The 3,332-nt window shown below is 34.6% G+C and carries 4 protein-coding genes; all 4 read left to right on the top strand.

Annotated features, from left to right (window positions below):
- The first annotated feature begins 61 nt into the window (after positions 1-61).
- The 4 genes from JCM9152_RS20815 to JCM9152_RS20830 all read left to right on the top strand — a co-directional run bounded on the left by JCM9152_RS20815 (position 62) and on the right by JCM9152_RS20830 (position 3,216).
- On the top strand, positions 62-481 hold the full coding sequence (locus JCM9152_RS20815) for an NUDIX hydrolase (RefSeq protein ID WP_035347700.1): 420 nt from the start codon (positions 62-64) through the stop codon (positions 479-481).
- Positions 482-1,063: 582 nt separating this feature from the next.
- A complete protein-coding gene (locus tag JCM9152_RS20820) occupies positions 1,064-1,327 on the top strand; it encodes a hypothetical protein (protein ID WP_035347702.1) in 264 nt (87 codons plus the stop codon).
- 224 nt (positions 1,328-1,551) lie between these two features.
- A complete protein-coding gene (locus JCM9152_RS20825; protein WP_035347704.1) occupies positions 1,552-2,508 on the top strand; it encodes a helix-turn-helix transcriptional regulator in 957 nt (318 codons plus the stop codon).
- Between the two features lie 75 nt (positions 2,509-2,583).
- Complete coding sequence (locus tag JCM9152_RS20830) at positions 2,584-3,216, top strand: type 1 glutamine amidotransferase family protein (protein ID WP_035347706.1); 633 nt, start codon at positions 2,584-2,586, stop codon at positions 3,214-3,216.
- The last annotated feature ends 116 nt before the right edge of the window (positions 3,217-3,332 follow it).

Below are 3,332 nucleotides of genomic sequence, written 5' to 3' on the forward strand. Positions count from 1 at the left end.
AAAAGAAGCAGGTTTATGTAAAAAGGTTGAGGACTTATGTTATTGGGAGGAGAGATAATAAATGACACCAATTAAAAAAGCCTATGGTTATGTAACAAGAATAAAAGAAGGCAAAACACAGGTATTAGTATTTCAGCATCCAATTGCTGAAGCTGGTATTCAAATACCAAAGGGGACTGTACAGGCTGAAGAAGACACAGAGTATGCTGTAATAAGAGAAATTGAAGAAGAAACAGGATTAAGAAATTTCCATGTTGAACATCTACTTGCTGAAGATTTATGGGAGAATGATGACGGTGCCATACATAACAGATTTTTTTATAAAATAACTGTATCAAATGCTGCAGATGAATGGGATTACAAACCAACAGGTGGTGGAGAAGAAGAAGGTCTAACCTTTCATTTCTTTTGGATTTCAACTGCCAATGAAGTTGAACTTATAAGAGGACATGGAGATTATTTGAACCATATTTTCAACTAATCTTAAGCGCGGTCGCTACAGTTAATACGGAGGTATTAACAAGAGCATGTCCCGTTTTAACCAGATGTCGCATCAAATGTAAAGTAAACCTCTCGTTCCTTATCTCCCTTCCCTCCGACAATGGCAGAACAATTTGACCAATTAATACAATTCTTATCCAGAGAGACTAATGATCGCAAGAACCGAATGCGGTGGGATAGGCTGAAAGGTTTTAAGTGTTCGCTTGATTCAGCTAAGTATTCCTTTAGTTCGTTAGTAGATAAAGACTCAATGGACACATCGTTAAAATAGCGGATCAGAAGGCATGATTGTCATTTGTATGTTTTTAACGTCTGTGAAGAGAAACCTTCGATTCGTTTATCAGATTCATCGTGTTTCTATGCTTGCGATAAGAGCATGTGATCCCTCCTATACCAAGTCTATATCCAGCAATTATTGACGCTTTTATTCTAAAGAATACAAATTGATCAAACAAAAAAGGTAATTAATGTTAAAATGATAAAGTGTTGTTCAACTATCGAGGCAGTTTACTTGAAAAACAGTGAAGAGAAAGTTATTGCTGAAATTATAAGGGGGTCTTCGATGAATAAGGTTGCAAATCACGTTATTAATATTTTATTAGGAGTTATAACCATTGGATTCAGTTTGTTCTTTACCTGGGGTGTAATGGCTTTCGGTCCTGAAGGGAATATGATTATGCTGGCTCTTCCTTTTGTAGTAAGTTTAATATGGTCTGTTGTCTATTATTTACAAGTTAAGTTTAATTCAGTTAAAAATTTTATTCTTCTGTTATTTGTAGAGCTAACATTGTTTTACATTATTTTGTCATTGATTGACCTCAACTAACTGAGCAGGTTTGTTTAACAAGCATTACCTCCACCTCCTGGATACGCAGGACGAAGGAATGTAGGGAGAATCATTAAGGAGAGACATGGGAGGGTGAGCGACCATGAGTGTCGTGGAAATAAGGAGCACGGTCATCTCTTTTTTTCAGATTTAACCAGTTAAGATGTTAGGATGAATTGCCACTTGTATATATTTTCAAGTCTTATAGAGGGAGGTGGAATTATATGCCTAAAATTGACAATATGTTAGCAATTCTATGGATGCTTCGTTCAGGTAAAAAAATTACCGCAAAACAAATTTCAGAAAAGTTAGAGATGAATATAAGGACTGTGTATCGTTATATTGATACACTTTCAACAAGTGGCGTAATTTCAGAACCAGGACATAACGGTGGATACACTTTATTGAACAATTTTATTGAAGCTCCTCTTTTTTTTGATTTCGAAGAGCAAACCTCACTTTATCATGCTGCTGTTTTTGCAGAAGAAGCCGGATATTATGGTGGTGAAGCACTAAATAGGGCTATTTCAAAGCTAAGCAACTATTCAAATCAAGAGCAGGAAACAAAGATAAACCAACATTTAACTAGTCTTGAAGTAATAAGTCGATTACGTTCACTCTCTATTGAACCTTTATTGAAGGAGTTGGAGCAGGCCGTAGCTGACGGGTACTCAGTAAGAATTCTTTACCAAAAAAGTGGCGAAAAGCAATTAAATGATAGATTGGTCGATCCGTATAGAATGATCTATTGGAATAATAAGTGGTATATGATTGGGTTTTGTCATCTTAGGAATGATATCCGTAGTTTTAGAATAAATCGAATTGAAAGTATAATGCTAACCGAAAATAAGTTTAACCGGCCAGATAATTTCTCAGCACGTGACTTTTTTATAAAAAGGCTTCTTCCAACTATAGAAGATAAGGAAGGGATTATTTCTTTAGTTATTAGTGGGGATAAAAGTGTATTGGATGATATTTGCCAACATTGGTTTTTAGGACATTATTTACAAGAACATACTTCAAAACAAGCAGTTTTTCTTCTTGAAAAAGATATGATACATACATATGTACCTTATTTACTTTTACCGTACAACAAATCTATTAAAGTTATTGAGCCAATAAGTCTTAAGAAAAGACTTGTTGAAGTTTTGTCGGAATTAATAAAATTTCATCAAGTATGATAACTTCCCTGACGTTAGCTGTCAGGGAAGTTATTTTATAATAGGCTATATCAATTGTGATTGGAGTGTTATTGGATGCAGACAAAAAAAGTTTATCTTTATGTATTTAATACAATGTCAGACTGGGAATATGGATATTTAATTGCTGAACTAAACTCAGGAAGATATTTCAAAGAAGATTTAGCACCTTTAAAAGTAATGACAGTAGGAGCTAATAAAGAAATGATTACTACTATGGGAGGACTGAGCATAAAACCAGATATTTCCCTTGATGAATGTACTCTTAAGAGTAAAGATCTTTTAATTTTACCAGGAGGGACTACTTGGAGTGAAGAAATTCATCAACCTATCTTGGAAATAATTGGACAAGCTTTGAAACTTGGCACTATTGTTGCTGCAATTTGTGGTGCAACTGAGGGCCTCGCGAATATGGGATACTTAGATACTAGAAAGCATACAAGTAATAACTTAGAATATACTAAAATGGTATGTCCTAACTATAAAGGAGAAAAGTTCTATGAGTTGGGATCTGCGGTATCTGATGCGAATTTAGTTACAGCAGCAGGAATAGCTCCTCTGGAATTTGCAATGGAGGTACTGAAAAAAATAGATGTATTTACACCTGATGCATTACATTCATGGTATAACCTAAACAAGACTCATAAACCTGAATACTTCTTTCAGTTAATGAATTCTATAAATAAATGAAGTACTGAAAAGCTCAATTTCTCTATTTTGATTTGTAGAGAAGTTGGCCTTTTTAAATTTGGAATTTCCATACCGTTGTAAATCCGTATTTTCCTGAAGCTACCCCTTGTTGCAGT

Origin of the sequence: Halalkalibacter hemicellulosilyticusJCM 9152, assembly GCF_000513115.1 — a bacterium.
Taxonomy (GTDB): domain Bacteria; phylum Bacillota; class Bacilli; order Bacillales; family Bacillaceae_D; genus Halalkalibacter; species Halalkalibacter hemicellulosilyticus.